The sequence below is a fragment of the Corynebacterium afermentans subsp. lipophilum genome (assembly GCF_030408375.1).
GTDB classification, from domain to species: Bacteria; Actinomycetota; Actinomycetes; order Mycobacteriales; family Mycobacteriaceae; genus Corynebacterium; species Corynebacterium lipophilum.
The window spans coordinates 976,656-998,731 of the sequence record NZ_CP046530.1 but is presented as its reverse complement, the minus strand read 5'-3'; the positions used below and the strand labels follow the sequence as shown (position 1 = coordinate 998,731).

Below are 22,076 nucleotides of genomic sequence, written 5' to 3'. Positions count from 1 at the left end.
GGTACATATAGCTGCACACTGCGAATGAGAGAGCAGTCCCCTATAGTGTCTCCGAGTGAAATACCCCGATTTTTCTGACAGAAATACCCGCACCGGCACGCTCGGCATCGTCGCCGTCGGAGCACTCATCCTCGCCGCCCCGTTTGTCGCCCAGGCGGCCACGTCGGACGGCGAGCCCGAGGTCACGGAGGTCTCCGCCGGTGGCGTCACGCTTCTCGACGCCAACGGTGCTCCCCTGAAGTGCACTCAAACGTCCGGCTCGGATAGTTCCGAAGACGACACCGATACGTGGAAGTGGGACTGCGGCGACACCAAGATTCAAATGCGCACCGACGCGACCGACGAGGACGCGCGTGCGGAAGCAGTCACGCGCACGTACTGGCTCGTAAGCGGAGGCGACCGGGTCAACACGGACGAGCTCGAGCGCCCCGCGCCCGGGGTGTACGCGGTGCACCGCAACGACATTTCCGTCGCCGCCGTCGAACGCGGCGACCTCACGGTGTACGTCGCGGCACCCGACGACGCCGGCCGGGAGATCGTCGAGCGTCTTGTCGCAGAGGAGGCTAAGTAGTGCAGAAGAACCTCATCCTCCAAGGTGTTGGCGGCCTGGTGATCCTCGCGTGCGTGGCACGGTTCGTCTACGCACTTACCCAGGTGCCGTGGACGCCTGCGTTCGGCGCTGCAGCGGCGGCATTCGTCCTCATTTCTGTCGCGGCGGCGTGGCTCCTTTTGCACCGCCACCCAGGACGGCCTGGGAATCCGTGGTGGCTGCCAGTCGGCGTGATTGCCGGGGTGGGCTTAGGCGGCGTGATGCCACTCGTCAACTCCGCTTACCTCGATGCGGCGCAGCAGCTGCCCGACGTTGTGACGTACCTGTTTTCCTCGATTCCGGAGGAGACTGCCAAACTGCTGGCTGCGTTACTGGTCATCGCCGCTTTCGCGCCGGTGCGCCGACCCGTCGAGTCGGCGGTGGTCGGCATGGCGGTCGGCGCCGGCTTCTCAGTCGCCGAGATCGTAACCAATTCAGCGATTAAAGCGACGCTGGATCTGCACTCGGAGTATCGCGACGGCGCAATTTTTATGCTTGTGATGGTTGTCGTGGGGCCGTTTGCTCACGCGGTCTACACCGGCCTGGCGGCGTGGGGCCTCGGGCAGTTCCTGTGCCGCACCGACCAGCCTTTGGGCTGGCGCCTCCCCCGGATTGCCGGCTGGTTCCTCCTCGCCGCTGCGCTCCACGGGGCGTTCAACGCTGCCCGTATGCTTCCCGGTGTCGCGGGTCTCGTCGGCGCGATCGCGGTCACGGTACTGCTGTGGGTGCTGCTGATCCGGCTCTACCGTCGCTCCCGCGCTCTCGCCTCCCAGACCTCCCGGTAGCTGTCGGCGAGCGTGGCGGCTAGACCGGAGTTTTGCATGCCCACCTCTACGGCCATTGTGCGCGACGACTGTTCCGTCTGGCCCGTAGCCTTGCCAGTGGCGTAGCCCAACGCGTAACCAAGGGCGTTGTGGAGCACGACCACGAGCAGGACGACGAGGCCGGCCGGCAGAATGACCATTTTCACGATCAACCACACCATTGGGCCTGCGCTGACATCCATGTGCTCACCGGCCGGCCAGAGTGTGAGTAGCGGGGTGAAAATCGGAGCGAGCAGCGTGGAAACCGATGTCATCGTCACCGACAGAGCGCCCCGGATTACATTGGGCGTATGTGGACCGATGAAGTACGCAAACTTCAGCGCGAACGAAACGCCGTCATTCTGGCGCATAATTATCAGATCCCGGAGATCCAGGACATCGCCGACTTCACCGGCGATTCACTCGCGCTATCTCGTATCGCCGCCGACACCGACGCAGACGTGATCGTGTTCTGCGGTGTGCACTTTATGGCGGAAAGCGCCAAGATCCTCAGCCCCGACAAAACGGTGCTCATCCCGGACCAAGATGCCGGATGCTCGCTGGCGGACTCCATCACCGCTGAGCAACTTCAGCAATGGAAGGACGAACACCCTGGTGCGGTCGTCGTCAGTTATGTGAATACCACCGCCGATGTTAAGGCCCTTACGGACGTCTGCTGCACCTCCTCGAACGCCGTTGAGGTGGTGGATTCTATCGATCCGGACCGTGAGATCCTCTTTTGCCCCGACCAGTTCCTCGGCGCCCACGTGAAGCGCCTGACCGGCCGCGAGAACATCCGTATCTGGGCGGGCGAATGCCACGTCCACGCAGGAATCAACGGCAAGGAGCTTGCGGAGCAAGCGTCGGCGCACCCCGATGCGCCGCTGTATATCCACCCAGAATGCGGTTGTGCGAATTCCGCAATCTTCCTCGCTGGTGAAGGAGTGATCCAACCGGAGCGTGTGCACATGCTATCCACCGGCGGGATGCTCGACCAAGCAGACCGCGACACAGAAGGAACTGTGCTCGTAGCCACCGAAGTGGGCATGCTGCACCAGTTGCGAAAGCGGGCTCCGCTGGCGGATTTCCAGCCCGTGAACCCCCAAGCTAGTTGCCGGTACATGAAGATGATCACCCCAGAAAAGCTGGTTCGCAGCCTGCGTGACCTCCGCGACGAGATAACCGTGCCCGAGGACGTCGCGGCGAAGGCGCGCCAGTCATTGGAGCGGATGATCGCGATCGGCACACCGGGAAGCGGTGAGTAGACACCGATGACAACGCCTGCTCAGCCGATCCTCCCTCCACTGAATAAGGAGGCCATACAGCGACTCATCCGTCTCGGTCTCGCGGAGGACTTCGCTCATGGCCCCGACGCCACATCCGTGGCGACAATTGACATGGATGCGGTTCTTACTGCACAGGTGGTCCCTCGCCAGGACGGGACCGTCGCGGGAATCGACGTTGTGGGATGGACTATGCACGAGATTTCCTCCGCCGTCGACGTGTCTGTGCACGCCGCCGACGGCGATCGAGTGACGGCCGGTGACTGTCTTGCTACGGTGTCCGGCCCGGCGCGCGTCATTCTGTCGGCGGAACGGACTGCATTGAATCTGCTCACCTACGCTAGCGGCATCGCGACCGCGACTTCTGCGTGGACGGAGGTTATTTCCGACACTCGGGCGCGGGTGAGGGATTCCCGGAAAACGCTTCCCGGCTACCGCGATTTGGCGAAATACGCCGTGCGTTGCGGCGGAGGTGTCAACCACCGCATGAGTTTGGGTGACGCAGCACTGATCAAGGACAACCACGTCGCGAGCGTCGGTAGCGCAGCCGACGCATATCGACGCACGGCCAACGCATTCCCAGGCCTCCCCCTTGAGGTCGAAGTGGATGACCTAGATCAGCTCACCGAGGTCCTGGAATTGAAGCCGACTCTGGTCATGCTGGACAATTTTGAGGTGGAAGACACGCGGGTGGCGGTCGCCCGGCGAGATGCCCTGTCCCCAGCGACGATGCTCGAATCCTCGGGTGGCTTGACGCTTGATCGCGCCCGCGCCTACGCGGACACGGGCGTTGAATTCCTCGCCGTCGGCGCGCTCACGCACTCGGTGACCATCCTGGATATTGGTCTCGACGCGCTGACCTGACCTCGGCGGATCACCTGTTCAGGCGGGCCTTGAGCGAGGTCTTCACCTCCGGCCAGCTGTAAACCTAGGTGACCATCGCCCTGCCGGTAGCGTGTCAGCGCCCGTGAACGGCGCACGGCGATCGCACCATCGGCCGTCAAAGCGGCGCGGTCGCCTCCCAGACCTCCCGGTAGCTCTCGGCGAGCGTGGCCACGGTCTCGTGCGCGTTGAGCCCGCTGGGGTTGCCCACCACCCACACCGGCACTCCGGCGAGGGTCTCGGGCTGGAGGCCGCGGGTGGCCTTTGGTCGTCGATAGGCATCGCGGTACGCCCCGATGCCTGCGAACATGACGGCTGCGGGCTGATGCTTTTCGACGACGCCCCGCACCACCTCTCCTCCCTCAACGAGTTCCGCCTTGGAAAGGTCGGACGCTTTCGGCGTCATGCGCCCCACCAGGTTGGTAAAGCCGATGCCGCGCTCGGCGAGCATCGCCGAGTCCTCCTCCGAAAGCCCCTCATTGGCGTGGACTCGGTACGGGGTGATGCCCGCGGCCTCCAGCGCCGGCCAGAAGCGGTTGCCCGGGTAGGCAAAGGGCGCGTCCACCTCCTCGGTGAGGCGGCCGGGGTTGATGCCGACGATGAGGAGCCGGCAAGGATCGGGAATACGGTCGTGCATGCATCCGACTGTATCGGTCCCCTGCTGCGTCGCCAGACCCGTTGTACAGTATGCCGATATGAATAAGCCCACCCTTTCCTGGGCACCAGTGGTGCTCGGGACAATCCTTTGTGTCCTTGTGGCCGTGCTGCTCGTAGCTCCGCGCATACTCAGCCAACCCGCGTCGTCGGAAGGATCGGCCGCGACTGAAAATCCGGTTGAAATGGGGAGTGTTTCCGTCGCTGACGGGGATGGCCCGCTCATATGCAGCAACCCGTCGGGATTCGCGCAGAGCTCGAGAATCTGGGATTGCGGCGGGACCCGCATCATGGCCCGCTCCGAGTCCACTCCTGACGACGAAGATAGGGCACTTGCTCGCGTCTACCGCGCCGCGGTCTGGGACCGCTCGGTTGATGTGGACGGCATCGAGCAACCGCGCGACGGCGTGCGGGTGAAACGCAACGGCGCCTCAGGAGACGGCGCCTTCGTTGCTGTATCCGTGCTCGACGACGCTTCTACCCGCTACTTCACCATCGGCGGCCCTGACGCGGATGAAATGGCTGACCGCGTAGTCGCCGCAGCTCCGGAGGAGATGAAAGTGGGTGCCCAGTGACACAGCGACCGGCTCTCGCGCTGCGAATAATCGCGGCCATTCTCTTTCTCACGAGCGCGGCATGGACCGCAGCGTACCTCGCTGGCCTGCCCTTCAATTCCGCTACCGCAGGTATGAGCGTTGTGCACGCAGGCGTCTGGCTGCTCATCGCCTGGCTTGCGCTGCGCAACCATCCGGGACAGATGGCTCATGCCATGCCGGGGTGGGTGGCCGCAGCGTTTTTCTGTGGCGCCGCGCTTTATGCACCATCCGTCAACGCAAACGACGCCGCGGTGTCGCTGCAGGGCCGACTCGGGTTGAGCAACCTGCAGTTCGGCCTCATCTCCCCTACCGCGGAGGAGCTACTGAAGTTCACCGCCGTGTTTGTATTGTGCACCATGGTTATCCGCATCCAGCGTCCTGTCGAGGCCGTTACTATCGCCATTGCTGTGGGATTCGGGTACTCCGCGGTCGAGGACTCGACGTACATTCTTAAGGGAGCGCTGGAAAACCTCAATTCCGACCTCGAGGGCTCACTGGTCGCTGTCGGCATGCGTTGCCTTCCCGCCCCGTGGGCGCACGCCTTCTACACGGGGCTAACCGCCTGGGGTCTGGGCAATTTCCTGTGCCGCACCGACAAGCCCATGCGCTGGCGCGTCGGTCAGCTGCTTGGGTGGTACCTGTTCGGGTACGCCGGCCACGCGACGTTCAATACCGCGACTGAGCTGCCGGGCGATGTCGCCCCGATTATCGGTCTCTTCGCCAGCGCGATCTTTGTGTTCGCAGGCGGTATCTGGTTCTACGCGCGCAGCCGCAAAATTGGCCGTCTGACAGTGGCAGGTTCTGCTGGGAGCGAAGACACCTAGGTGAACATTGCCTTCGCGGTGGCGTAGCGACGCTCGGGCACGGTCTTGAGCTGTGCCACGGCGTCTTCGAGCGCGACCAGTTCGATGTCCTCGCCGTGCAGGGCCACGCACTGGCCGAAGTTGCCGTCGTGGGCTGCGCGCGCGGCGTGGACGCCGTAGCGGGTGGCCAAGACCCTGTCATAAGCAGTGGGAGTGCCGCCGCGCTGGGTGTGGCCGAGCACGGTGGTGCGCACGTCGTAGCCGAGCCGCTTTTTCACCTCGTCGCCGATGATCTGGCCCATGCCGTTGAACGTCGTGTGGCCGAACTCGTCTTCTTCCCCCAAGCCCGCGTCCATCGTGCCCTCTTTCGGCACCGCGCCTTCTGCGACGACGATGATGCCGTACTTCTCCCCCATCTGGAATCGCCGCTCCATCGCCTTGCAGATCTCCGCGATGTCGAAGGGTTCCTCGGGGATCACGGTGTAGTGCGCGCCGCCGGCCATGCCGGCGTGGAGGGCGATCCAGCCCACGTGGCGTCCCATCACCTCCACGATGAGGATGCGGTTGTGGGACTCAGCCGTGGTGTGGAGCCGGTCGATGGCGTCGGTGGCCACGGACACGGCAGTATCGAAGCCGAAGGTGTAGTCGGTCGCGGCGACGTCGTTGTCGATGGTCTTGGGCACGCCCACCACCGGGATGCCGTTGTCGGAGAGCCACTTCGCGCCCTTGAGCGTGCCTTCGCCGCCGATGGCGATAAGCGCGTCCACGCCGGCGTCGTCCAAGTTGGCCTTGATCTGGTCCAGGCCCGCCTTGAACTTGTCCGGGTGCAGGCGGCCGGTGCCCAGCACGGTGCCGCCACGCAGGAGCAGGGAGTCCATGTAGGCGTCGTCGTACAGGTCGACGCGACGGTCTTCCATCAGGCCCACCCAGCCGTCGCGGTAGCCCACGACGGTGGAACCGTATTCCGTGTTGGCGGTACGAACAATACCGCGGATAACAGCGTTGAGGCCGGGGCAGTCGCCGCCGGAGGTCAAAGTGGCAAGTCGCATAGCTGCCAGGCTACCCGCGAAGCCGAAGCGACGACGCCGCGCCGATCAGCATCGCCGCGCACGGCAGCGCAAGCGCCCAACCGGCGGTGGATTCGATGGCGCCGGAAGCCAGCACCATGCCTACCAGTGCCACACCGAGGACGGACCCGACCTGGCGGGCGGTGTTGTACAACCCGGAAGCCGCGCCGGTTTCGTGCTCGGGGACACCGCGCATGGTCACCGCCGCGTTGGGTGCCCACACGAACGCGCCACCGATGCCCAACAGCGAGGTCACTGCGGTAAACCACCACACGCCCGCCCCGGTGTGAATCAGAGCGATCGCGAGTGCCAGACCAGCCGCGGAGACGCTAAAGCCCGCGGCGCAGAGTTTGCCCGGGTCGCGACGGTCCGTCAGGTACCCGGCAACCGGGGTGAGCACGAGCGCGAACACGGACATGGGCGCAGTGACGGCGCCGGATGCCGTCGGCGAGGCACCAGCGACGGTTTGCAGCCAATACATCAGCGGGATGAACATCGACGCCACGGTAAAGCCCATCGCAGCCACGCCCAGCGCGCCGAGCGCAAACGAGCGGTTCAGCATGAGCTCCACGGGCAGGAACCCGTCATCGGTGCCGTTGCGGGCTGAGAGCACCAGCACGCCGATCAGCAGCGCGCCCAAGAGGATCGAGGGCCACTGCCCGAACTGAATGCCGTAGACAAGCAGCCCCAACCCGCCGAAGGAAAGCACCACAGGCAACAGCGTCACCCGCTCGTTGCTGCGCGGCAGCCGCGGCAGCGCGACCAGCCCAGCGACCAGCGCCACCGCACCAAGCGCGGCTTGCGCGAAAAACGCGGCACGCCAGCCGAAGCCGTCTGCCACTGCCCCACCGACCACCGGGCCGATCAGCGACGCCACCGAGCCGATCACGCCCCAGGCTGCAAACGCCCGGCCTTGTGTGTCTTCTCCGAACACCCGCGGGATCAGCCCAAACGCCTGCGGCAAAAACACCGCGGCGCCCAGACCCTGCAGGCCGCGGGCCACCACCAGGGAGCCGAAGGACCACGACGCGCCGGCGAACACCAGGGCGGCCACATAGATGGCCAAGCCGATGAGGAAGACGCGGCGTTGCCCGAAGGCGTCGCCAAGCTTGCCTGTGGCAGGCATCGGTGCGACCGTGCACAGCAGGTAGATGCTGGTCAACCACACCGCGCCGGAAACCTCGAAAGGCAACAGCGGGGTGATCACGGGCATGAAGCCCTGGTCGATCAGCACAAGAAAATACCCCGCAGCCAAAGCTGCGAGGGTATTCCAGGGGTTAACGGCCGGCTTCAAAAGCGGCACCCACGCGGTACAGGCGCGCGTCCTCGAACGCCGGGGCGATCAGCTGCAGGCCCACCGGCAGGTTGGTGTCGGAGGCCTCGCCTGCCGGCACCGACATGCCGGGCAGGCCGGCCAGGTTCAGCGGCAGGGTGAACAGGTCGAAGTTGTACATCGCCAGCGGGTCGTCCACCTTGTCGCCGAGCTTGAACGCGGTGGTGGGAGCGGCCGGGGCGGCGATGACGTCGCAAAGCTCGAATGCCTTGGCAAAGTCCTGGGCCACTAGGGTGCGCACGCGCTGCGCCTGCAGGTAGTAGGCGTCGTAGTAACCCACAGACAGCGCGTAGGTGCCCAGGATGATGCGGCGCTTGACCTCGGCGCCGAAGCCCTCGCCGCGGGTGGCGGCCATGACTTCCTCGGCGGAGCGGCTGCCGTCGTCGCCGGCGCGCTGGCCGTAGCGCATGCCGTCGAAGCGCGCGAGGTTGGAGCTGACCTCGGAGGTCTGGATCAGGTAGTACGCGCCCATGACGTCCTCGAAGCTCGGGCAGTCCACCTCGACGATCTCCGCGCCCTGCGCCTCAAGCTGCGCGTAGGCCTTATCAATGGCGTCCTTCACGCCGTCCTGCGTGCCGGGGCGCTCGAACTGCTTCACGCGGCCGATCTTCACGCCCTTGAGGTCGCCCTTCGCGCCCTCACGTGCGGCGTCGGCGCACGCCGGCACTTCGCGGTCCACGGAGGTGGCGTCAAACTCGTCGTGGCCGCCGATGATCTCGTGCAAAAGCGCGGTATCCAGCACGTTGTTCGCGCACGGGCCCACCTGGTCGAGCGACGACGCACACGCGATCACGCCGTAGCGCGACACGCCGCCGTAGGTCGGCTTCACGCCGACGGTGCCGGTCAGGGATGCCGGCTGGCGGATGGAACCGCCGGTGTCGGTGCCGATGCCCAGCGGTGCCTCACCGGACGCGAGCGCCGCCGCGGTGCCGCCGCCGGAGCCGCCCGGGACGCGCTCGAGGTCGTGCGGGTTCTTCGTCTGCTTGTAGGCGGAGTTCTCCGTGGACGAGCCCATGGCGAACTCGTCCAGGTTGGTCTTACCCAGAATCGGGATGCCGGCGGCGCGCAGCTTGGCCACCACGGTGGCGTCGTACGGGCTCATGTAGCCCTCGAGCATCTTCGACGCGGCGGTGGTCGGCGCGTCGGTGGTGACCAGCAGGTCCTTCAGCGCCAGCGGCACGCCTGCGAGCGCGGAAGCCGGCTGATCGCCATTTTTGACCTGCTCGTCGACCTTGTCCGCCGCGGCAAGCGCCTCGTCGGCGCCGACGTGCAGGAAGGCGCCGAGCTCGCCGTCGACCTCCGCGATGCGGTCGAGGAAGGCTTGCGTGACCTCGCGGGAGGTGACTTCGCCGGACTGAATCATTGCTGCGAGCTCGTGCGCTGGCTTTGCGACGAGACCTTCGGCCGGAATCGTGTACTGCGTCATAAGTCTCTAGTCTCCCTCTCCGAGAATCTGCGGCACCACGAAACGGTCGTCCTCCACGGCCGGAGCCTGGTCCAGCGCCTCTGCCTGCGTCAGCGTCCTCTTCTCCACGTCGTCGCGCATACCCGCGTCGATGGAGTGCGGGTGGCTCATCGGCGTGACACCCTCAGTGTCCACACTCTGCACCTTCGAGACCGCGTCCACGATCGTGTCCAGCTGCTGGGCAATGTCGTCCAGCTCCTCGTCCTTCAGCGCGATTCGCGCCAGGCGTGCGATGCGCGACACCTCGTCGCGTGAAATCTCAGCCACAGTCCCATCCCTTCGTCCATCACGTGGGTTGCGATTAACGCGCCTTATCTTACGTCACGGCAATTCGCTTACCCGCGGGCGGTAAGACGCACCGGCAACGACGCCCAGCCACCGACCGGGTGAACCTCACGCTCCCCCTCGCCGGCGCTGGTGACCTCCGCGGCCGCAAGCAACTCCTCGAAGAACGCCTGCAACTCGACGATCGACAGCGCCTTGCCGGGGCACGCGTGAGGGCCTGCGCCCCAGACCAGGTTGTTATCCGCATGAGCATCCGGTGCGAATCCATCCGCTTCTGCGAACGCCTCCGGATCCCGGTTCGCCGCGGTCCAGTGGATGCGCACGCGCTGCCCCTCCGGCAGATCGTGCCCGCCGAGCGAGACGGGGCACGTGGTCACGCGCCGGTTGCTCACAAACGGCGAATCGGCGCGGAGAATCTCGTCGGCAATCGCGGTGAACTCCTTCTGCGACACACCGCCAGCGAGGCGGTCTTGCAGCTCCGGGTGACGGATGAGGGCGTCGAGCACCACGCCGATGCAGTACGCCATTGAGCTCAGATCGCCCGCGGTCCAGTTGCGCAGCACGGACACAATTTCTTCGAACTCCAGACGGCGCCCGAGGCTGTCGTCGTGGACGAGCCGCGAAGTGACCGAATCGCCCGGGTTGTCCTGGAGCGGCTCGACCACAGAGCGGATGATGTCGTCGAAACGCTCCGCGACGGCCGCGGTGCGCTCGAGCTCGCCGGACCGGGTGGCCGCGTTGTTGTCCGCCACCCATTTCACAAGGGTGTCGTTGAGCTCGCTTGGCCATCCGAGCCACGCGGTCATCGCCCGAACCGTGTACTGGGCGCCCAAGTCGCCGACGGCGTCGACTTCACCGGCCGAGACCGCCTTTTCAGCCAGTTCGCGCGCGATCTCGCGGAACATCTGATCGAGCTGCCCGACCTCCTCTGCAGTGAGGTAACGGTCGATGAACGCACGCATCTCGGTGTGCTTCCCGCCGTCGAGGCCGTTGGGCAACTGCAGAAAACGTGACACACCCGACGAGAACTGTTTCGGATTTTCCGCCACTTCGCGCGCAAGAGCGTTGCCCGTGACGACGACCTCTTCGCCGTCACGAGCCAACCTCGCGCCGTCGCGAAGCAACGCGTCCCCGACAGCACGCGGTTCGGCCCCGGCGAGTGTGGTCTGCGGAATGTCGGTGCGGTCCATTCTGGTTCTCCTCCGTTCGAAAAATGATGGGTTTTCGAATGTACACCCGCTCCTGATGTGCCGAATTGCTATAAATAAGGCCATGTCGTACCTCATCCGCGTATCTCTCCCCGACGTCCCGGGCAGCCTCGGCCAGCTTGCCGAGGTGTTCGGCATGGTCGACGCCGACATCAATTCCGTCGACATCGTCGAGACGTCCCACGACGGCACGGTGACCGATGACATCGTGGTCACCCTGCCCACCGGCGTGATGGTGGACACCCTGATCACTGCCGTGGCATCTGTCGAGGGCGCCGAAGTGGATTCGATCCGCCCGTTCACCGGCCGTGTGGACCGCCGCGGGCAGATCCAGATGCTCGCGCAGATTGCGGCGCAGTCCGACAGCGTCGAAGACCGGCTCAGCGAGCTGGTCAACGTCATGCCGAGCGCTGTGACCTCATCCTGGGCCGTGGTGCTGCACACCTCCGACGAGGGTCTCACCCGCGCCGCAGCCTCCCCCGCCGCGCCGGAAGACGACGGATCAACCCCGCAGATGCCGCCCGTTGAGGCCGCACGCATCCTCCAGCCCGACTTCGACGACTGGGCCCCGGAGTCCTGGTTCCAGCTCGGCACCTCGCTGACGATCACCCCCCTGCACGGCACCGACATGGTGCTGGTGGTCGGCCGCGTGGGAGGGCCGGATTTCCTGGCGTCCGAGGTGCGCGAGATCGGCGACCTCGGCTGCATCGCCGGCGCGATGCTGCGTTAGCTAAGCGCGTCTGGCCCGCCCTCGAGCAGCTGCACAAACTGCTCCTCGTTAAGGATCGGCCGTCCCAGCTCCTCCGCCTTCGCGGCCTTGGAGCCGGCGTTTTCGCCCACGACCACGTAATCGGTCTTCTTCGACACCGAGCCGGCCGCCTTGCCGCCGCGTGACAAGATGGCTTCTTTGATCTCGTCGCGGGTGAAGCCCTCCAGCGTGCCGGTGGCAACGATGGTCAGCCCCTCCAGCGTCTGCGGGGCGCGGTCCTCCTCGTCCGCTTCCATGGTCACGCCGGCTGCGGCCCAGGTATCCACGATGTTTTGGTGCCAGTCCACGGTGAACCACTCTTTGAAGCTTTCGGCGATCACGTCGCCGACGCCGTCGGTTTCGGCGAGGTCGGCCGTTGGTGCGTCGATAAGCGAACGCATCGAGTGGAAGCGCGACGCGAGCGCGCGTGCCGCGGTGGGGCCGACGTGGCGGATAGATAGCGCGACGATGACGCGCCACAGGTCGGCGTTTTTGGCGGTGTCCAAGTTGGCCAGAAGCTTCTTGCCGGAGGCGTTGACCTCGCCGTCCTTGCGGGTGTACACGCTGGATTTTTTCAGGTCCTCCTCGGTGAGGTCGAACAGTTTCGCCTCGTCCTTCAGCACGCCGGAGGCGATGAGGTCCTGCGCGCCCTTCTCCCCGAGCGCCTCAATGTCGAACGCGCCGCGCGAGGCGATGTACTCCAGGCGGGTGGCAAGCTGCGCGGGGCAGGAGCGGGTGTTGGGGCAGCGCCAGTCCGCGTCGCCCTCCTTCGCGGGCGCGAGCTTCGTGCCGCAGACGGGGCAGTTTTCGGGGTAGACGAACTCGCGCTCGGTGCCGTCGCGGAGATCCGCGACCGGGCCGAGCACTTCCGGGATGATCTCGCCGGCCTTGCGCACCACGACAGTGTCGCCGATCATCACACCCTTGCGTTTGACCTCGTGCTGGTTGTGCAGCGTGGCCATGGACACCGTCGAGCCGGAGACGAACACCGGCTCGAGCACCGCGAACGGGGTGGCGCGGCCGGTGCGGCCCACGGAGACCTCGATGTCGTTGAGCTTCGTGGTCACCTCCTGCGGCGGGTACTTGTACGCGATGGCCCAGCGCGGCGCGCGGGAGGTCGCACCCAGGGCGCGCTGCTCGGCGACGCTATCGACCTTGACCACCAGGCCGTCCATCTCGTGGATGGCGCCGTTGCGGTGCTCGCCCCAGTAGTTGACGGCCTCGATGACCTCCTCGGCCGACTCCGCCCGGCGCGTGTACTCGCTGACCGGCAGTCCCCACTCGGCGAGCTTCTCGTAGGCCTCGTGTTGGCTTTCCGGGGTGAAGCCCTCGCGCGCGCCTATACCGTGGCAAATCATGCGGAGCTTTCGCTTCTTCACGTCCTCCGGGTTCTTCTGCCTCAGCCCACCAGCCGCGGTGTTGCGCGGGTTGGCAAACGGTTTGCCGCCTTCTTTCTGGCGCAGCTCGTTGAGCTCCGGGAAGTCCTCGGGGCGGATGAACACCTCGCCGCGGACCTCCAGGAACGCCGGGGCGTCGCCAGTGAGCTTCTGCGGGATGTCCTCGATCACGCGTGCGTTGGCGGTGATGTCCTCGCCAGTGGTGCCGTCGCCGCGGGTGGCCGCGCGGGTCAACTCGCCGTTTTCGTAGACCAGATCGATGGACAGCCCGTCGATCTTCAACTCCGTGAGGTACGGGCCGGGGGCTTTGGCGAGCCACTCGCGCATCTCGTCTTCGTTGAAGACGTTGTCCAGGCTCATCATGCGCTCTGGATGGGTGACGTCCGCGAACGCGGTGTCGTTAGCGGGCGCGCCGACCTCCTTGGTAGGCGAGTCCGGCACGGCCAGCTCTGGGTGGTCCTCTTCCAGCTTCTGAAGGCTACGGAACAGCTCGTCGAACTCGCCGTCGGTGATCACCGGCTGGCCGTTGTAATACAGGTCCCGGTGCTTGCGCACCTTCGCGGCCAGCTCGTCCCATTCACGGTGCAGATCAGCGGAAATTTCACTCACGGGTGTCGAGTCTAGCGCCGTCACTCACGTCCGCTCTGCCCGTGTCGGCGCGCTCATTACAATGTCGCTCATGGCCACTTTCGACGCCTCCCGCATGCTCTCCTTCGACCTGGAGACCACCTCCGCCAACCCGCGCGAGGCCCGTGTGGTCACCTCTGCGCTCGTGCGTATCGACGGCTCCGAGGTCGACGCCAACGAAACCCTCGCCGACCCCGGAGTGGAGATCCCGGAAGAGGCCGCGAAGGTGCACGGCATCACCACGGAAAGGGCCCGCGCGGAGGGGCGCGACCACGACGAGGTGGTGCGCGAGACCGTCGAGGCGATCAAGAAGGGCTGGGAGGACGGCCTGACTCTGGTGGTGTTCAACGCCCCCTACGACCTGACGGTGCTGCGCCAGCTCACCGGGGACTTCACGGTCACCGGCCCGGTGTTTGACCCCCTGCTCATCGACCGCGCCAAGGACCGTTACCGCAAAGGCCCGCGCAATCTAACCTCCATGTGCGAGCACTACGGGGTGCGGCTAGACAACGCGCATGAGGCCACCGCGGACGCGTTCGCCGCAGCCCGCGTGGCGTGGATGCAGGTGCGCAAGCTCTACCCGGAGCTTTCCCAGATGGACACCGGCGAGCTCATGGAGTACCAGGCGGTGGAGTACTTCACGCTGCAGGAGGACCGGAAGCGCTACTTCGAGTCCCAGGGCCGCGACGCTTCGAACGTGCTGCCCGGCTGGCCCATGCTGGGCTAGTTGAGCGCCAGCTCCGCGCGCAGCTTCTCCGCAAAGTTGTGCAGCCCCCGGTTGTCGCCTTCGGATTCGACCGAGTACCTCTCCCCCGACTTGGTCTTCACCACCATCGCGCCCGACTCGCTGATGATCACATCGGCGATGCTGGCGGCGTCGAGCTCTGTGGTTTCCTTCTTGTCCACGAGGCGCAGCGTCTGCCCGTCAAAATCGGCCTCGCGTTTACCCGACAAAAGCCCAAACGCGACGAAGAACGCAATACCGCTGATGGCCCCAAAGAGCATGTCGTCCAGCATGAAGCCGAACACGACAAAGAACATCACTCCGAAGACGATCCCCGACGAGAAGTCGGCCTTCTTTTTGTCCCAATGCAGCGGCTTAGTCATACCTCCACTGTAAGCGCCTTGGCCATCTCCCGGGCCGCCCGGTAGTTCGCCGCCGTGTCCATAAGCGTTTTGGCTGGTTCCGCGTAGACGTCCACGGTCGTTTCGGCGGGGTCGATCTGCAGCTCGTCGAAGAGATTGTACAGCTCGCGCGGGGCCATCGTCGGAATCGCGATGCGCGTGCCGGCGTCCAACAGCCGGGCCAGCGCATCTTTGTCGGCGCTGCGGGGGTCGCAGGTCAGCCACGGGGCGTCAACAAGCTTCGGCGTATGCAGCAGGTGCTCGCCGAAGCGCGCGAGTGTCTCCTCCGGCTCGGGGATCGCGCGGATGGTCTCGAAGTCTGTGGCACCTTGCAGCGTGCCAGCGACGACCTCGGGCAGGCGCGGCTCGTCCAGCTGCAGCACACTTTCGCCAAATCGCTTCTCGACGTCCCGCCGGTGCCCCACGCACACCTCCAACAGGGCGTCCGTGAGGTCGCGAAGCGCGCCGGGGTCGGTGATCATGCGGTGGCCGTTGGCCATCTCGATCTCGGCGGCGAGCGTGAACGGGCCGGCCAGCTGCACCTTCACGGTGTCCACCTTGCCGTGCCAGAGCTCCTCGAGGTGGTCGAGGTCGCGCTCCATGCGGTCGGCATCCGCACGCTTCCGAGCCGCCACGCGCCAGCCGCGGGGTCCGCGCGCGACGGGGAGTTCCAGCATGGCGGCGGTGCGGCCGATCAGGTCCGAGCCGACGCCGCGGTCCGGCAGCTGCGGGATGTGCGGCAGGGGCGACTCTGACAGCACCACGTCCGCGGCCTGCGCGAGGTCAGTGCCGGGCAGCGGGCCAAGCCCGAACGCGGTTGGGGGAAGGATTGTCACGGCGCTGATGTTACGCGGTGGCGCAGATGGTGCCGGAGCCGAGCACGATGTCGCCCAAACCGTCCGGGTCCGGCAGGTAGAGCACCGCCGCCTGGCCGCGGGCCACGCCTTCGAGCGGCTCGTGCAGGGCAAGCGTCATCTGATCGCCCTCAACGCGTGCGGTGCAGGGCACGACCCCGCCGTGGGCGCGGATCTGCACGTTGGCCCCGAACTCGCCTTCCATCGCCGGGTGCAGCACTTTCAGACGGTCGGCGGTGATCTCGTGGACCTTCAGTGCCTCCCGCGGGCCGACGGTGACCGTGCCAGTGGCGGTGTCCACGTCCGTGACGTAGCGCGGCTTGCCGTCCTCAGCAGGCACGCGGATATTCAGTCCTTTGCGCTGGCCGATCGTGTACTGGAACGCGCCGTCGTGCTCCTTCAGCTCGCGGCCGTCGGTGTCCTTGATCATGCCGGGGCGCATGCCGATGGAGCGGCCCAGAAACGCCTGGGTGTTGCCGTCCGGGATGAAGCAGATGTCGTAGGAATCCGGCTTGGACGCGGTGGCAAAACCGTGGCGGGCCGCCTCCTCGCGAATCTGTGGCTTTTCGGTGTCGCCGACCGGGAAGATGCAGCGGTCCAACTCGTCGCGCGTGAGCACGCCCAAGACGTAGGACTGGTCTTTCTTGGGGTCGGTGGACCGGCGGAGGTTGCCTTGGTCGTCGATAATTGCGTAATGCCCGGTGGCGATAGCGTCGAAGCCCAAGGTCACCGCGCGGTCCAGCAACGCCGCGAACTTGATCTTCTCGTTGCAGCGCAGGCACGGGTTGGGGGTCTCGCCGTGCTCGTAGGACCACACGAAGTTGTCGATGACCTCTTCTTTGAAGCGGTCCGAGAAATCCCACACGTAAAACGGGATGCCCAGGTGGTCGCACACGCGGCGCGCGTCGGCGGAGTCCTCCAGCGAACAGCAGCCGCGGGCGGACTCGCGCGTCTGCTGCGCGTCCTTACTCAGCGCAAGATGCACACCGACGACGTCGTGGCCCGCCTCCACCAGGCGCGCAGCAGCGACAGAGGAGTCGACTCCCCCGCTCATGGCCGCCAATACTCGCATGTCGGCGCAGTGTAGTCCCGTGAGTGCGAAAGGTGAAACGTCAGGTCGTTCGGACTGTGACACCCCCTAGACATATACCCCACTGGGGTATTAACGTGGGAGACGGTCGTGGTGCTAGGCCCCGGCACGGCCGAACCGACCACAACGATGAACTGCAACGAGAGGACAGAACCATGAACGACAGACACGCCCACTCCGGCACCCGACCCGGTGGGCACGCCAGCCATCACGAGCACGACGCTCACAAGACCCATTCCGGTCACGGCAGTACCGAGCACGCGGAGCACGCGGGCCACGGAGAACATGGAGGCCATGGCCACGCGGGCCACGCAGGCCACGCAGGCCACGGAGACCACGTTGCCCAGTTCCGCAGGCTCTTCTGGATCATGCTGGTTCTCGCGATCCCGGTCGTCGGATTTAACGAAACCTTCGCCCATCTCATCGGCTACCAGCTGCCTGACGCTGAATGGGTCCGGTGGATCTCGCCGCTTTTGGGCACGGTCATTTACTTCTGGGGAGGTCGCCCGTTCTTGACGGGTGCTGTCTCCGAGATCCGCTCCCGCAAACCCGGCATGATGCTGCTGATCGCGCTCGCGATCACGGTCGCCTTCATCTCCTCTTGGGGTGCGAGCCTGAACTTGCTGGACCGCGGGCTGAATTTCTGGTGGGAACTGGCGCTGCTGGTGGTCATCATGCTGCTGGGGCACTGGATCGAGATGCGCTCCCTCGCCCAGACCACCTCGGCCCTGGATTCGCTCGCCGCACTTCTGCCCGACGAGGCCGAGAAAGTCGACGGCGACGAAGTGGTGAAGGTCACCCCGGCGGATCTTGAGGTCGGCGATGTCGTGATCGTGCGGCCCGGCGCGTCCGTACCTGCCGACGGCACAATCGTCGACGGCAGCGCCAGCATGGACGAGTCGATGGTCACCGGTGAGTCGAAAACGGTGCGCCGCGGTGAAGGCGAGCACGTGGTCGCTGGCACCATCGCGACAGACTCGGGCCTGCGCATCGAGGTCACGGCCACAGGTGGCGACACCGCGTTGGCCGGTATTCAAAAGCTCGTCACCGATGCGCAAGAATCGTCATCGCGGGCGCAGCGCCTCGCAGACAAGGCCGCCGCGTGGTTGTTCTGGTTCACCCTCGGCGCCGCCATTCTGACCGCCGTGGTCTGGACCGTTGTCGGCATGCCAAACGACGCCGTGGTGCGCACCATCACGGTGCTCGTCATCGCCTGCCCTCATGCCCTAGGCCTCGCAATCCCGCTGGTCGTCTCGATTGCGACTGAGCGCGCCGCCCGCGGCGGAGTGCTGATCAAGGATCGGCTCGCACTCGAATCCATGCGCACCGTCGACGCAGTACTGTTCGACAAGACCGGCACTCTCACCAAGGGCGAACCCACCGTCACCGCGATCGACACCACCGGCGGGCGTGATAAAGAATATGTGCTTGCCCTTGCGGCGGCCGCCGAGGCAGACAGCGAGCACCCGCTCGCACGCGCCATCACCGGGGCTGCTCAGGCCCGTGGCGTAGCCGTCCCGCAGGCAATCGACTTTTCTTCGTCCCCAGCAGTGGGCGTGAAGGCAACTGTCGACGGTGAGGTAATCGAGGTCGGTGGCCCCTACCTGCTTGAGAAGCATTCCGCCGAAGAGCTCCCCATCGCAGACGAGTGGCGAAAGGAGGGCGCGATCATTCTCCACGTCCTCGCCGACGGCGAAGTGATCGGAGCGCTCCGGCTTGCCGACGAGATCCGCCCCGAGTCCCGCGACGCCGTCGACGCACTTCACTCTGCGGGCGCCCAGGTCGTCATGATCACCGGCGATGCGCAGGCCGTCGCGGACACCGTAGCCAAGGACCTGGGCATTGACCGGGTCTTCGCGGGTGTGCGTCCCGAGCACAAGGCCGCGAAAGTCAAGGAACTGCAAGGCGAGGGCCACAAGGTCGCCATGGTCGGCGACGGCGTCAACGACGCCCCCGCGCTGGCCCAGGCCGATGTCGGCATCGCGATCGGTGCCGGCACAGACGTGGCGATCGGCTCGGCGGGCGTCGTCCTGGCAAGCTCCGACCCGCGATCGGTGCTTTCGGTCATCGAGCTCTCCCGTGCGACCTACCGGAAGATGAAGCAGAACCTGTGGTGGGCGGCCGGCTACAACCTGCTGTCCGTTCCGCTGGCTGCCGGTATCCTCGCCCCAATCGGGTTCGTGATGCCGATGAGCGTCGGCGCAATCCTGATGTCGGCCTCGACCGTCGTCGTCGCCCTCAATGCGCAGCTGCTCCGCCGCCTCGACCTCACCCCGCAGAGCAGCACCGACCGGATGCTTAACCGGTCCAAGTGACCCGACACCGTCCACACCACTCAGGAGACCAATGATGAGCACCCCCACCCACGGCTACATCAGCGAGAAAGACCGTTACCTCGCCCGGCTCAAACGTATCGAGGGGCAAACCCGCGGTATCCACCGCATGATCGACGAAAACGCCTACTGCATTGACATCCTCACCCAGATCAGTGCGGTCAACGCGGCGCTGAAGGGCGTAGCACTGGGTTTGCTGGACGACCACTTGAAGCACTGTGTTGCCGATGCGATCAGCGACGGGCAGGAAGCCGACGCCAAGATCGAAGAGGCGTCCGCCGCAATCGCTCGGCTGGTGAAATCCTAGACAGCCGTGGGAGGACTCGTGCGTCTGTTGCGTGTCCCTACTCAGCGAGAGGTGAAACGTCGGTCCACTCCGATGGAGGCTGCACATAACATCCGGCGGAGCGTAAAGTCTCTAGCGTGGTGGAACCTACTAATGTGTTTTCGAGCAGATCCTGTATTTCACCAACGAACGTCGTTGCATGTTCTATCCAGGCGTGCTCAGACAAGACATCTACCCGTTGAGCATCCACGACAACGCTTCGTAACGTTCTAACAGGCGTTCTTCTTCGAACTTCAGGGCACCGGCCTCGCGAAGCCGACGCAAGACATCGACGTTGTACGGTTGCATCTCTTCTTCGATGCTGGCCAATTCCTGGATGATCTCGTCGTTCGAGAGCATCCGGGTAACCGGAGTCGACATTTGCCCCTCCTTCTGCGTAGATACCTTGGACATCGATCCCCTGGATCAGTACTAGCGACCGTAGCGCAAGACCTTGTTTTTCACGGTTCAACTTGCATTCTCACCAGCGTCAAACCGCAGTACGACGAGGCGGCCAGTGGCGGGAAGCGTCCACGTCGGCACCATCGTCCTGGCGCTCTTGAACACGATCCGCACGGTCGCCGGCCCACAGTGAAGACGCATGTGGGCCGGGTGCTGGTTAAAACGCAGTCGCGCGACCGGGTGCACCCGGCGCTTTTTGCCTACCGCACCGGGTTAGTCTCACGCGCGCCTCTAGTACTCTCACCCGCCATGGTCGCAAAAAGCGAGTTTTACGAGATCGACACCGGCGTCGCCGAGGTGCTCCACGAGCCCGACGGCTCCATGGTGCTGCTGGTCAACGGCGTGCCCAGCTCGCACATAGTTCCTGGCGAGCCGACTCGGCTGGATTTCGAGTACATGCGCTGGATGGCGGATTTCCTCGACTCCGCCTACCCAGTTGACGCACGCCCGAAGTCGCGGCTGACGCACCTCGGCGGCGGCGCGTGCACGCTCGCCCGCTACTTCGCCGCCGCGTGGCCCGGCTCGCGCAGCACGGTCGTGGAGATCGATTCGGAGCTTGCGGTCCTTGCGCGCGAGCTTTTCGACGTCCCCCGGTCCCCCACCGTGAAAATCCGCGTCGGCGACGCCCGCGAGGCCACCGACGCGTTCAAACCGGCGACCCGCGACGTGATCATCCGCGACGTGTTCTTCTCGGCCACCACCCCGCGCGATCTCACCACGGTGGAGTTCTACCGCGCGGCGTGGACGTCGTTAAGCGATGGCGGCTTTTACGTGGCCAACTGCGGCTCGCACGCGGACCTGAAGGAGGCGAAGGAAGAGCTTGCGGGGATGTTAGAGGTGTTCCCGCACATCGCAGCGATTGCGGACCCACCGATGCTCAAAGGCCGCCGCTACGGCAACATCGTGCTTATCGGCGCTGGCCACCCGCTGGAGGCGAGCGACACGCTCACCCGCAACCTGCTCAAAGGCGGGGTGCCGGCGCAGTTCAAAGACGAAAAATGGTGCCGCCGCTTAGCGACTACACCGCGGCACGACTAGCCCCTGATTTAGCCCTTGTTCGCTGCCTTGGCGGCATTGTCAAGCAGGATGAGCAGGTCGCCGATCTGGTAGTCGCCGACCATCATCTTCTGCAGATCCTCGATCGGCAGCTCGCCCTGGCCCGCGAGCGCACGGACGAGGCCCGCGATGTTGTCCGCGTCGGTCGGGTCGAAGCCGGCGAGGCGGGCGGCGTCGATAAGCTGCTGCGCACCCAGGCCGCCCGCGGCGAGCGCGAGGATAGCGACGACGAGCTTGGTGCTGTCCTGCTCGAGCACCTTCAGCTCCCCGGAGTCCGGCGCCTGGAACGCCTCCAGCACGCCGCCGCCGGCGCGCAGGTCACCTGCGGCGAACTGGTTCAGCTGCGCGGCGTTGCCGTTGTAGATGTTCATGTCCACCGGCGTGTTGATGCCCACCACGCGGCCGGACTCGCTGCGCTGCCAGAAGCTCAGCTTGTCCCAACCGCCGACCGGGGCAGGCGGGCGGTTCTGGTAGGCCGCCAGCCACAGCGGATACGAGGTGAACGCGCGGGTGTCGTTCATGCGCTCGTACCAGAAGTAGCGGTACGTGTAGATCATCGGGCGCTTGCCGGTGCGCGCCTCGAGCTCGGAGAGGAACGCCTGCGTCCATCCCGCTAGCTGCACCGGCCCCAGCCCTTCGTCGACCTCCAGATCCAGCACGGGCGGCAGCTGGGTGGCCGGGCCGTCGTTGACCACGGAGGCGAAGTAGCGCGCCTGCGCCACCGGGTCTTCTGCCGGGCGCGCGTAGTGGTAGGCGCCCACCTTCAGGCCGGCGTCGGCCGCGGCCTTGGCGTCTTCGTCGTAGAAATCGTTCTTCCAGCCGTCGCCCTCGGAGGCCTTCACGTAGGCGAAGTCCTGGCCGCCGACGGTGTGCACGGAGCGCCAGTCAATGGCGGCGCCACCTGGGCGCTGGTGGCCCGCCACGTCCACGCCGGAGACCACGCCCGGAATGGGCTGGGCGTCTGCGGGCCCGGTCACCGGGTTGACCACGCTCAGGCCCAGGGCGAGCGCGGTCACGGCGGCGGCTGCGGTACGGATGCGGCGAGTGATCTGCATGCCCGACACACTAAACCACTCAATTCACACGTGCCA

23 protein-coding genes and 1 pseudogene are annotated in these 22,076 nt (G+C 65.6%); 11 read left to right on the top strand and 13 right to left on the bottom strand.

What is annotated here, in order from left to right:
- Positions 1 to 55: 55 nt before the first annotated feature.
- Positions 56 to 571, top strand: a complete 516-nt coding sequence (locus CAFEL_RS04820; RefSeq protein WP_194560205.1) for a hypothetical protein — start codon at positions 56 to 58, stop codon at positions 569 to 571.
- Complete coding sequence (locus CAFEL_RS04815; protein WP_194560206.1) at positions 571 to 1,374, top strand: PrsW family glutamic-type intramembrane protease; 804 nt, start codon at positions 571 to 573, stop codon at positions 1,372 to 1,374. Before CAFEL_RS04820 ends, CAFEL_RS04815 begins: the two co-directional genes overlap by 1 nt.
- Here CAFEL_RS04815 and CAFEL_RS04810 read toward each other — a convergent pair.
- Positions 1,371 to 1,682 (bottom strand): annotated as a pseudogene (locus CAFEL_RS04810) (bile acid:sodium symporter family protein); the annotation flags it as partial. The gene CAFEL_RS04815 and the pseudogene CAFEL_RS04810 sit on opposite strands and share 4 nt — an antisense overlap.
- A 21-nt stretch (positions 1,683 to 1,703) precedes the next feature.
- Here CAFEL_RS04810 and nadA point away from each other — a divergent pair.
- Positions 1,704 to 2,657, top strand: coding sequence for a quinolinate synthase NadA (gene nadA / locus CAFEL_RS04805; protein ID WP_194560207.1), 954 nt, complete (start codon positions 1,704 to 1,706; stop codon positions 2,655 to 2,657).
- A 6-nt stretch (positions 2,658 to 2,663) separates the two neighbouring features.
- Positions 2,664 to 3,539: a carboxylating nicotinate-nucleotide diphosphorylase gene (nadC, locus tag CAFEL_RS04800; protein WP_194560208.1), complete on the top strand. Its 876-nt coding sequence runs from the start codon at positions 2,664 to 2,666 to the stop codon at positions 3,537 to 3,539.
- A gap of 136 nt (positions 3,540 to 3,675) precedes the next feature.
- Here nadC and CAFEL_RS04795 read toward each other — a convergent pair whose 3' ends face one another.
- Positions 3,676 to 4,194: a mismatch-specific DNA-glycosylase gene (locus tag CAFEL_RS04795; RefSeq protein ID WP_194560209.1), complete on the bottom strand. Its 519-nt coding sequence runs from the start codon at positions 4,192 to 4,194 to the stop codon at positions 3,676 to 3,678.
- A 307-nt stretch (positions 4,195 to 4,501) separates the two neighbouring features.
- Here CAFEL_RS04795 and CAFEL_RS04790 point away from each other — a divergent pair, with 307 nt between their 5' ends.
- Both CAFEL_RS04790 and CAFEL_RS04785 read left to right on the top strand, forming a co-directional pair.
- On the top strand, positions 4,502 to 4,786 hold the full coding sequence (locus CAFEL_RS04790) for a hypothetical protein (protein ID WP_194560210.1): 285 nt from the start codon (positions 4,502 to 4,504) through the stop codon (positions 4,784 to 4,786).
- Between the two features lie 113 nt (positions 4,787 to 4,899).
- Positions 4,900 to 5,631: a PrsW family glutamic-type intramembrane protease gene (locus tag CAFEL_RS04785; protein WP_194560211.1), complete on the top strand. Its 732-nt coding sequence runs from the start codon at positions 4,900 to 4,902 to the stop codon at positions 5,629 to 5,631.
- Here the strand turns inward: CAFEL_RS04785 and CAFEL_RS04780 are convergent.
- The 5 genes from CAFEL_RS04780 to CAFEL_RS04760 all read right to left on the bottom strand — a co-directional run bounded on the left by CAFEL_RS04780 (position 5,628) and on the right by CAFEL_RS04760 (position 10,950).
- The gene (locus CAFEL_RS04780) at positions 5,628 to 6,659 is read right to left on the bottom strand and encodes an ATP-dependent 6-phosphofructokinase (protein WP_194560212.1); all 1,032 of its coding nucleotides are present in this window, start codon (positions 6,657 to 6,659) and stop codon (positions 5,628 to 5,630) included. The genes CAFEL_RS04785 and CAFEL_RS04780 overlap by 4 nt on opposite strands.
- 10 nt (positions 6,660 to 6,669) lie before the next feature.
- Positions 6,670 to 7,932, bottom strand: coding sequence for an MFS transporter (locus tag CAFEL_RS04775; protein WP_228496368.1), 1,263 nt, complete (start codon positions 7,930 to 7,932; stop codon positions 6,670 to 6,672).
- A gap of 22 nt (positions 7,933 to 7,954) precedes the next feature.
- Complete coding sequence (gene gatA, locus CAFEL_RS04770) at positions 7,955 to 9,436, bottom strand: Asp-tRNA(Asn)/Glu-tRNA(Gln) amidotransferase subunit GatA (protein WP_194560214.1); 1,482 nt, start codon at positions 9,434 to 9,436, stop codon at positions 7,955 to 7,957.
- A 6-nt stretch (positions 9,437 to 9,442) separates the two neighbouring features.
- On the bottom strand, positions 9,443 to 9,742 hold the full coding sequence (gene gatC, locus CAFEL_RS04765; protein ID WP_194560215.1) for an Asp-tRNA(Asn)/Glu-tRNA(Gln) amidotransferase subunit GatC: 300 nt from the start codon (positions 9,740 to 9,742) through the stop codon (positions 9,443 to 9,445).
- Positions 9,743 to 9,810: 68 nt separating this feature from the next.
- Entirely contained in the window at positions 9,811 to 10,950 is a 1,140-nt protein-coding gene (locus tag CAFEL_RS04760) for a cytochrome P450 (protein WP_194560216.1), read from the bottom strand.
- An 82-nt stretch (positions 10,951 to 11,032) separates the two neighbouring features.
- Here CAFEL_RS04760 and CAFEL_RS04755 point away from each other — a divergent pair, with 82 nt between their 5' ends.
- Positions 11,033 to 11,698: an ACT domain-containing protein gene (locus CAFEL_RS04755; protein WP_194560217.1), complete on the top strand. Its 666-nt coding sequence runs from the start codon at positions 11,033 to 11,035 to the stop codon at positions 11,696 to 11,698.
- On the opposite strand, the gene ligA is transcribed toward CAFEL_RS04755, so the two are convergent.
- On the bottom strand, positions 11,695 to 13,722 hold the full coding sequence (ligA, locus tag CAFEL_RS04750) for an NAD-dependent DNA ligase LigA (RefSeq protein ID WP_194560218.1): 2,028 nt from the start codon (positions 13,720 to 13,722) through the stop codon (positions 11,695 to 11,697). The genes CAFEL_RS04755 and ligA overlap by 4 nt on opposite strands.
- A gap of 70 nt (positions 13,723 to 13,792) precedes the next feature.
- Here ligA and CAFEL_RS04745 point away from each other — a divergent pair, with 70 nt between their 5' ends.
- Complete coding sequence (locus CAFEL_RS04745; protein ID WP_194560219.1) at positions 13,793 to 14,467, top strand: 3'-5' exonuclease; 675 nt, start codon at positions 13,793 to 13,795, stop codon at positions 14,465 to 14,467.
- On the opposite strand, the gene CAFEL_RS04740 is transcribed toward CAFEL_RS04745, so the two are convergent.
- From CAFEL_RS04740 to mnmA, 3 genes are read right to left on the bottom strand one after another with little or no spacing between them, the layout of a single operon-like run.
- The gene (locus CAFEL_RS04740) at positions 14,464 to 14,847 is read right to left on the bottom strand and encodes a hypothetical protein (protein WP_194560220.1); all 384 of its coding nucleotides are present in this window, start codon (positions 14,845 to 14,847) and stop codon (positions 14,464 to 14,466) included. The two genes, CAFEL_RS04745 and CAFEL_RS04740, sit on opposite strands and share 4 nt — an antisense overlap.
- On the bottom strand, positions 14,844 to 15,701 hold the full coding sequence (locus tag CAFEL_RS04735; RefSeq protein ID WP_290172309.1) for a uroporphyrinogen decarboxylase/cobalamine-independent methonine synthase family protein: 858 nt from the start codon (positions 15,699 to 15,701) through the stop codon (positions 14,844 to 14,846). The genes CAFEL_RS04740 and CAFEL_RS04735 overlap by 4 nt, the downstream gene beginning before the upstream one ends.
- 10 nt (positions 15,702 to 15,711) lie before the next feature.
- Complete coding sequence (gene mnmA, locus CAFEL_RS04730) at positions 15,712 to 16,791, bottom strand: tRNA 2-thiouridine(34) synthase MnmA (protein WP_194560221.1); 1,080 nt, start codon at positions 16,789 to 16,791, stop codon at positions 15,712 to 15,714.
- A gap of 173 nt (positions 16,792 to 16,964) precedes the next feature.
- On the opposite strand from mnmA, the gene CAFEL_RS04725 reads away from it, so the two are divergent.
- Both CAFEL_RS04725 and CAFEL_RS04720 read left to right on the top strand, forming a co-directional pair.
- Positions 16,965 to 19,124: a heavy metal translocating P-type ATPase gene (locus CAFEL_RS04725; RefSeq protein ID WP_194560222.1), complete on the top strand. Its 2,160-nt coding sequence runs from the start codon at positions 16,965 to 16,967 to the stop codon at positions 19,122 to 19,124.
- 34 nt (positions 19,125 to 19,158) lie between these two features.
- Positions 19,159 to 19,449, top strand: a complete 291-nt coding sequence (locus CAFEL_RS04720) for a metal-sensitive transcriptional regulator (protein WP_353959478.1) — start codon at positions 19,159 to 19,161, stop codon at positions 19,447 to 19,449.
- Positions 19,450 to 19,659: 210 nt separating this feature from the next.
- On the opposite strand, the gene CAFEL_RS04715 is transcribed toward CAFEL_RS04720, so the two are convergent.
- A complete protein-coding gene (locus CAFEL_RS04715; RefSeq protein WP_194560224.1) occupies positions 19,660 to 19,848 on the bottom strand; it encodes a hypothetical protein in 189 nt (62 codons plus the stop codon).
- Positions 19,849 to 20,178: 330 nt separating this feature from the next.
- Here CAFEL_RS04715 and CAFEL_RS04710 point away from each other — a divergent pair, with 330 nt between their 5' ends.
- On the top strand, positions 20,179 to 20,967 hold the full coding sequence (locus tag CAFEL_RS04710) for a spermidine synthase (protein WP_194560225.1): 789 nt from the start codon (positions 20,179 to 20,181) through the stop codon (positions 20,965 to 20,967).
- A gap of 8 nt (positions 20,968 to 20,975) precedes the next feature.
- Here CAFEL_RS04710 and CAFEL_RS04705 read toward each other — a convergent pair whose 3' ends face one another.
- Complete coding sequence (locus CAFEL_RS04705; RefSeq protein ID WP_194560226.1) at positions 20,976 to 22,040, bottom strand: glycoside hydrolase family 25 protein; 1,065 nt, start codon at positions 22,038 to 22,040, stop codon at positions 20,976 to 20,978.
- Positions 22,041 to 22,076: the final 36 nt, after the last annotated feature.

Bases quoted from the DNA above. Each gene is read 5' to 3' on its own strand.
- CAFEL_RS04705 (WP_194560226.1), bottom strand. From the start codon at position 22,040: ATGCAGATCACTCGCCGCATCCGTACCGCAGCCGCCGCCGTGACCGCG.
- mnmA (WP_194560221.1), bottom strand. From the start codon at position 16,791: ATGCGAGTATTGGCGGCCATGAGCGGGGGAGTCGACTCCTCTGTCGCT.
- nadC (WP_194560208.1), top strand. From the start codon at position 2,664: ATGACAACGCCTGCTCAGCCGATCCTCCCTCCACTGAATAAGGAGGCC.
- CAFEL_RS04715 (WP_194560224.1), bottom strand. From the start codon at position 19,848: ATGTCGACTCCGGTTACCCGGATGCTCTCGAACGACGAGATCATCCAG.
- CAFEL_RS04760 (WP_194560216.1), bottom strand. From the start codon at position 10,950: ATGGACCGCACCGACATTCCGCAGACCACACTCGCCGGGGCCGAACCG.
- CAFEL_RS04710 (WP_194560225.1), top strand. From the start codon at position 20,179: ATGGTCGCAAAAAGCGAGTTTTACGAGATCGACACCGGCGTCGCCGAG.
- CAFEL_RS04795 (WP_194560209.1), bottom strand. From the start codon at position 4,194: ATGCACGACCGTATTCCCGATCCTTGCCGGCTCCTCATCGTCGGCATC.
- CAFEL_RS04740 (WP_194560220.1), bottom strand. From the start codon at position 14,847: ATGACTAAGCCGCTGCATTGGGACAAAAAGAAGGCCGACTTCTCGTCG.
- CAFEL_RS04720 (WP_353959478.1), top strand. From the start codon at position 19,159: ATGAGCACCCCCACCCACGGCTACATCAGCGAGAAAGACCGTTACCTC.
- CAFEL_RS04785 (WP_194560211.1), top strand. From the start codon at position 4,900: ATGAGCGTTGTGCACGCAGGCGTCTGGCTGCTCATCGCCTGGCTTGCG.
- gatA (WP_194560214.1), bottom strand. From the start codon at position 9,436: ATGACGCAGTACACGATTCCGGCCGAAGGTCTCGTCGCAAAGCCAGCG.
- CAFEL_RS04725 (WP_194560222.1), top strand. From the start codon at position 16,965: ATGAACGACAGACACGCCCACTCCGGCACCCGACCCGGTGGGCACGCC.
- nadA (WP_194560207.1), top strand. From the start codon at position 1,704: ATGTGGACCGATGAAGTACGCAAACTTCAGCGCGAACGAAACGCCGTC.
- CAFEL_RS04790 (WP_194560210.1), top strand. From the start codon at position 4,502: ATGGCCCGCTCCGAGTCCACTCCTGACGACGAAGATAGGGCACTTGCT.
- CAFEL_RS04745 (WP_194560219.1), top strand. From the start codon at position 13,793: ATGGCCACTTTCGACGCCTCCCGCATGCTCTCCTTCGACCTGGAGACC.
- CAFEL_RS04755 (WP_194560217.1), top strand. From the start codon at position 11,033: ATGTCGTACCTCATCCGCGTATCTCTCCCCGACGTCCCGGGCAGCCTC.
- CAFEL_RS04780 (WP_194560212.1), bottom strand. From the start codon at position 6,659: ATGCGACTTGCCACTTTGACCTCCGGCGGCGACTGCCCCGGCCTCAAC.